5 protein-coding genes are annotated in these 6,000 nt (G+C 56.8%); 2 read left to right on the top strand and 3 right to left on the bottom strand.

From position 1 onward, the window contains the following. On the top strand, window positions 1-434 hold a 434-nt coding region (locus tag HXY34_13010), incomplete at its 5' end, for an ATP-grasp domain-containing protein (protein NWF97055.1). Here the strand turns inward: HXY34_13010 and HXY34_13005 are convergent. Next, window positions 431-1,021: a hypothetical protein gene (locus HXY34_13005; GenBank protein NWF97054.1), complete on the bottom strand. Its 591-nt coding sequence runs from the start codon at window positions 1,019-1,021 to the stop codon at window positions 431-433. The two genes, HXY34_13010 and HXY34_13005, sit on opposite strands and share 4 nt — an antisense overlap. A 198-nt stretch (window positions 1,022-1,219) precedes the next feature. Continuing rightward, window positions 1,220-3,520, bottom strand: coding sequence for a glucosylceramidase (locus tag HXY34_13000; GenBank protein NWF97053.1), 2,301 nt, complete (start codon window positions 3,518-3,520; stop codon window positions 1,220-1,222). A gap of 209 nt (window positions 3,521-3,729) precedes the next feature. Here HXY34_13000 and HXY34_12995 point away from each other — a divergent pair, with 209 nt between their 5' ends. Then, window positions 3,730-4,755, top strand: coding sequence for a zinc-ribbon domain-containing protein (locus HXY34_12995; GenBank protein ID NWF97052.1), 1,026 nt, complete (start codon window positions 3,730-3,732; stop codon window positions 4,753-4,755). Here HXY34_12995 and HXY34_12990 read toward each other — a convergent pair. Then, window positions 4,752-5,543: a sugar phosphate isomerase/epimerase gene (locus tag HXY34_12990; protein ID NWF97051.1), complete on the bottom strand. Its 792-nt coding sequence runs from the start codon at window positions 5,541-5,543 to the stop codon at window positions 4,752-4,754. The two genes, HXY34_12995 and HXY34_12990, sit on opposite strands and share 4 nt — an antisense overlap. Window positions 5,544-6,000: the final 457 nt, after the last annotated feature.

Genomic DNA, 6,000 nt, shown 5'->3' with positions numbered 1-6,000 from the left:
GTGAAGAAGTGTGCTCCGCGCTCCGGCTCAGGGGATCAAACGGGATTGACTTTGTGGTTGACCGGGCTGGTGAGGTCTGGTTGATGGAAGTCAATCCTCGGCTGCAGGGGTCTCTTGAGCTGCTAGAGTCTGCCTCGCGTCGGTCCGTGCTCAATATGCACGTCAACGCCTGCGGGGGCATATTGCCAAGAGCGCCGCTTGCAGTCCGGCCCGGAGTGAAGATGATTGTCTACGCGACCAGGAGCGGTACAGTCTCGGACCTGAGACGAATACCTGGTGCGATCGACATAACTCCCTCAGGGTCTGTCATCCGAAGAGGCGACCCTGTCTGTACGTTGATAACGATTGGGGATGAGCTTGCGGAGGCCTATGCGCGTGCGATTGAGAGGGCACAGTATGCACAGCCCACGGTGTCTCCGCAATATGTGCCTTAGATGCGTTCTGTCTTGACGGACATCGTCGCACCGCAGTGTGGGCAACGGACCTGATCTGGCCCGACCCATTCGACCTCCTGTGGGTTGATGGAGGCGCCGCACTTGTAGCAGTTCTCAGGAGCCTTTCTGGTAACCATGACCTCTCTCTCAATGGTCACCTTCTCACCCTTCGGAGCGACTTCGCTTCTGAAGAAAGTGTTCTCCCTGACCTCTCCGTGTATCAGGCCAAGAGCGACTGCCCTGTACAGGAGAGGTCGAACCTTTGGTAGCTTGACGCCCGAATGCCTTGAGATATCATCAAGGGTTATCTGCTTGTGAGCCTTTGCCACCGCGACAACCTTGTCCATCATTGACCCGGTCCGTATAGTGCTGACTAGGAGAAAGAGGCCAAACAACGTGGCTAGCGCGCCAATCCCCAGAGGCAGCACGAGAGGGATACCAGACGGTTCGAGCACGCCCATGAAGCCCTGCGGCGATACAAGGCTTCCAACGATACCCAGTCCCAGCGCAAACAGTCCAATGACGGTCAGCGCAAGGGAGAAACAAACCACGCATAGTCTGTTCACGATTCTCACCAGCAAGAACATGACGTGACCTCAGAGATTAACTTAGCTGCGACAGATACGTTCTCCTCCAGTGTGAAAGAGGGACGTGGATGGGCCATGAGTTGATGACAGTGGACGACTGGTCCCGCCGGAGGGAGTCTTTGCATCACATGACGGCGACAGGGAGTATCTCCGGAGGTGCTACTCTGAGATCTCGGCGTTGTGTTGACTGTTACATCACTACTCAGTCCCTGCTTGGACTTGTCTTAGGGCGTGTTCGAGCGCCCACACTGCCAGCGGGCGCATGTACATTGTGGCTCTGAAGTCCCCATCCTCAGTCCATGCCTCTGGTGTCCTGAACCAGTATCCCCTGTCCCTGTATGTGACGAGACTCACGCCCTCGGCGGTCTTGAGCGCCTGTTCGAGCATGCCGACATGTACCATGAGTGCGGCTAGAGCATATGTTGTGCCTGTCCAGACCTCTGCTGACTGCATACACGACTTGTCAATGCTGCCGTCAGGACGCATTCCATTCATCGCGCCCATGAGGCCGTTTCGGAAGCCCATCACATTGAGTGAGAAGATGGTCTCGAGACTGATCCGTGTCTTCTCAATGTCCACGATGGGTTCCAGCCCCGTGGCCAGCGCGTACCACTGTCCTGCCAGCTGGTCTGCCATGACACTGTCGCTGTGTCCCCCGGTTCCTGCGTCAAGATTGAAATAGCGCCCGTTCCAGAGTCTTTGGACATACGCTGTCTTGCCCCTGCTGAGGACATCCGCGTACTTGGCAGCCACTTCATATTCTCCCATCTCCTTCGCCATGGCGACCATCGCGCTGCATGCTGCGAGGTAGAGTCCGGCACAGTACGCACTCGGGCCCGTCATGGTCCAGACATCATAGGTCTGGTCAGGAAACCCCTCGTTCTCCACCAGCCCGTCCCCATCCGTGTCGAATGAGTCGATGTATTCCATTGCTTTCTTGACTGCAGGCCAGCAGTACTCTAGAAACGCCCTATCGCGCGAGAGCCTGAAGTTCCTCAGGACCTGAAGCACAAACTTGGTGTTGAGGTCCTTCCAGCGACCGACATCCTGTGCACGATAGGCATTCGTCTTGTACCACGGGTCCTCACTGGGTGCGCCCAGGTCGTGCGGGATGACGCCGAGTGGTTTCCTGGGCGCCTTTCCTCGCTCGAAGATCATCATTCTCATGGTGTTGTCCTCGGTCATCACCGCATCAGCGAAGTCCCTCTGGATTGAGTTGTCAATCTCGGGGAAGTTCATCACCAGTGCCCATGTGTAGAAGTGAACATCGTAGGTGTTGTAGAAGGCGTAGTCAAAACACTCCAGATAACCAAAGTGCCCGAAGCCCTCTCTCGCAATGCCGGTCTCATCGTTGCCGGTCTCCCATGCGGTGCCTCCGTCAACAAGATAGTACATCTCATTGAACAGGGCAGACTTGAGCCAGTCCGGACTGTCAGAGCTGAGCACAGGTCTCTGCCACTCGACAATCCGCTCTTCCCACTGCCTCCAGTTCTCAAGAGCGCACTCCGCAATCCGGCCGGCGTTCTCTCCGCTGGCGTCAAAGAATCTCGTATAGCGGCGGTACCACTGCCTTCCACTGCCGAACCGCATGAGCGGTATGTCCCAGCTGACAATGAAGACGACCTCTCTGCTCTCTCGTGGGCGAAGCGTCAGTCTGGCGCACAGCGCGGCTCCACTCCTTCCGGAGGCAGTGAACGGCGGCCTATCGTCGAGGTCGCCGCGAAGTCTGAAGTCCTCCCATATGTCTTCACCCGTCCCGTCTGTGTCAAAGCGAGAGCATGCTGACAGCACTATGCCCTCGCCTCCTTGGACTGCCAGCCCGAATGTCACGGGGCCATCGACACCTGTTCTGTCGTGACCGAGTTCCAGAATGACTCGCTCTTCGGTCTTCGTATGCACCTTGACGGAGTCTCCATCCATCGGCTCGCGGGTGGGCGAGATGGCATTCTCCCACGTCAGCATTATGGAGGCTGAGAGTTCGGTGGAGCCCACGTTGGTCAGCGTCCAGACAAACACACCGACCGGATAGGAGCTCTCAACATAGTTGTGACCCCACACGGGGGACATCTGTCTGCACACCATCCGTAGTCCCTTGTCCGAGAAGTCGTACTCGGTCCATGCTCTCGGGAACAGCGCACTATACTTGGCGCGAGTCGTGTCCATGGCCCATTGCCACGCAGACAGTCTGCCCTTGCTCCTCTGTCGAGGGTTGAGTGTCTGAACATATCTCTCTCCATCACGCTCGATTCTGATGTGGAACTGATTAGGTAGTGACGGACAGTACTCATGTCTGCCGATGCGCAGGTGCCATCTTGCAAAGTCCCCTCTGAGTGTCCTACCGATGCTGCCAGATCCGAGCCCGCCAATCGGCACGCCTTGGTTACACCCGTCGTTCACCGAGTGCAGCGCGTCAAAACCAAGAGGCGGCTCAGTCCCTTTGCCGGCAAGCCTCATGATCTTCCACAGCCTGAAGAGAGACGGAATCATCTTCAGGACCATTCCTGCTGGCACTCGCCTCGGTCTGCCCTCACGCGTGGGTCTGTACGAGATAGGCACTGACCACGCGCAGGCGGGAATGTGGTCTGTCACTGTAGTTCTGGCCCATCCACATCATCCCCACCTTATCTTCTTCTCGGAATCACATGGAGCAGGTTTATCTGACGGTGCACCTCATACTAAGCTGAGAGAGAGGACCTGCTGGTGTCAATATGCAGACATGTCCAAACTGCGGAAAGGCCAACCAACCGACCCGGAAGTACTGCATCAGATGTGGAGCTTCACTTTTGAAGCCCATCAAGGAAGCAGCTCCAGCGCCACCCAAGCCGAAGATAGAGGTACCCGAACTGGGAAGAGTGACAACTGGTGCATCAGTGAAGGCACAGAAGGAAGCAGCAGCTGGAGCAGCAGCCGCAGCAGCTGCCGAGCCGCCACCGCCAACCACTGATGACAGGTGGGTCCGTCCATCCGAGGTTCCACGAGACCGTGTGCGAATTGCTTCCACAACCAGAGGCAAGTCTGAGAGTGAGAAGGCAAAGGAGATCTTCGCAAAGGCAATGGAGTACGGCATTGAGGAGAGTGGGTCCGGGGTGGTGGAGTCGCGAATGCTTAGGGCAAGCGAAGTCAGAATGTTGATGGAGTCCGGGTCTGAGCAGGAACCTGAACCCACGCCTTCTCCAGCAGTCCGCCCGCGACCCTCGTCGACAACTGCGGCGACCACTCCGGCGGAGGAACGACAGCTCTCCCCTTCAGACCAGACAAGACCAGTAGAGGAAGCGGTACCCGCGTCTGCAAGAGCCGAGGAACGCATCCTGGGTTCCCGGTCGTCGTTCGTGCGGCCCGGGGCCACTGCGGAAGAGGACCTGATTGCGGAAGAGTCCTCGCCTGCTGCAGTCGATAGTGCGATTCTGGGCGAGTTCAGGTCGTCGCGTTACTCTGATGAGGGCGCCGACGAAGCCCACGTACCCACACCCGCCATCGAGTCTGATATGGATCTAGTGTCCACCTGTCCGAAGTGCGGAGCAGTCATCAGCAAGGACATGTTCGAGTACGCACCTGAGATATACAGTGCAATGGGCGACGCACGACTCAAGGAGGCCAGGTTCATGGTTGTGCAGGGCAAGTACGACGAAGCGCAACGTATAATCCGGATAGCGAAGGCCCTGTTCTCAAAGTCGGGCGATGACAGCGGTCTTTCCATGGTCCAGAAGCTTGTCGACTCTCTCGCTAGAGGCTAGGACTCCTGCCACATCTTCATAAACTTCTCACGTTCGTTGCTGAACGCCTTCTGGTCCTCGCACATCATGAGGAACTTCCCGTTGTACCCGTGCTGCTTCAGGCTGCGGAAGATTGACGGAAAGTCGATTGAACCCTCACCTATCGGCATATGAGTGTCGTATCGGCGCACCATCTCCCTCATCTCCTCACGAGTGACATTGCGTTCTCTCTTCAGTCGCAGCACCTCTTGGACCATCTCCTCGCCTCTGTTGTCGTGGACGTTGACAAGGACAATTCGGTCGAAGAACGAGTCAATGTGTCCTATGGCTCTGTTCCTGTGCGCCAGTATCTGCCCATGCCCGATGTCAAGCGTCATCCGAACATTCGGGTTCGCATCGAACAGAAGCGTGAACTCCGTGTAGTATGAGCCCAGGGTCTCCACTGACAGGACAACCCCCGTCTCACGTGCTGCATCACAGGCCAGTCCAATCGAGCTGAGGAAGTCATCTATATCCTCATCTTCGTAGAACAGGCTCGAAAGCGTGGAGTGAAACGTCACCACATCCGCCTCAACCTGTCTTGCAATGTTCAGATATGGAGCGATTCCCTGGCTCACTGTTGTGGGGTGCCAGCCCGGGTCGCTTGGTAGGTGCAGAGTGCACCGCACGCCATTTGAGCTGAGTTCCCTGTGAGCCTCCACGTAGTTGAACCTGTGCGACACATCGAGTCTCAACTCGACGAAGTCCGGACGATCTGCCATGGCCGTCCTGATCTCTTCATTGCTTCGGGCGAAGGTTCCTATCTCCATGCGAAATCGACTATCTTGCGTCGAAGGGTCTTTTCACAGTTTTGGTCCTTCTGACTCTGCTGCCACAGTCAGGTCCGTAGTGTGCAGAGTGGTCGTCGTACTGCCTGAACCGTTCATTTTTAGTTGGACAGAGTTGGACACAGGAGTCTTGTCACTCCCAGGATACGGCACTGGGGTCACTCCTTGAGGTCTCATGATGTGTCGAGCCAACCGAGCTCTCCGTTCCCGCACGGAGGTATACATGCACCACGCAGCGATGTCCAAGACCGTCCAGCTTCTGGGCAGCTGCTGCTAACCCCGCGAGTGTAGCACGCAAAGCCATCCGTGTGCCACTCACAGTACTGAGGTGGAAGACTGAGACCACTCGTGAGACGGATTCGGCCCTTGTGTGTACATATGTCGCCGACACCACTTCCGCGATACTCTTATCAGACTGAATCTGTTCTTCATTCTACGG

This window comes from Candidatus Thorarchaeota archaeon, assembly GCA_013388835.1.
Taxonomy (GTDB): Archaea; Asgardarchaeota; Thorarchaeia; order Thorarchaeales; family Thorarchaeaceae; genus JACAEL01.
Note: the sequence above shows the minus strand (reverse complement) of the source record. Positions and strands in the feature narration are given on the sequence as shown.

Bases quoted from the DNA above. Each gene is read 5' to 3' on its own strand.
- HXY34_12995 (NWF97052.1), top strand. From the start codon at position 3,730: ATGCAGACATGTCCAAACTGCGGAAAGGCCAACCAACCGACCCGGAAG.
- HXY34_13000 (NWF97053.1), bottom strand. From the start codon at position 3,520: ATGGTCCTGAAGATGATTCCGTCTCTCTTCAGGCTGTGGAAGATCATG.
- HXY34_12990 (NWF97051.1), bottom strand. From the start codon at position 5,543: ATGGAGATAGGAACCTTCGCCCGAAGCAATGAAGAGATCAGGACGGCC.
- HXY34_13005 (NWF97054.1), bottom strand. From the start codon at position 1,021: ATGTTCTTGCTGGTGAGAATCGTGAACAGACTATGCGTGGTTTGTTTC.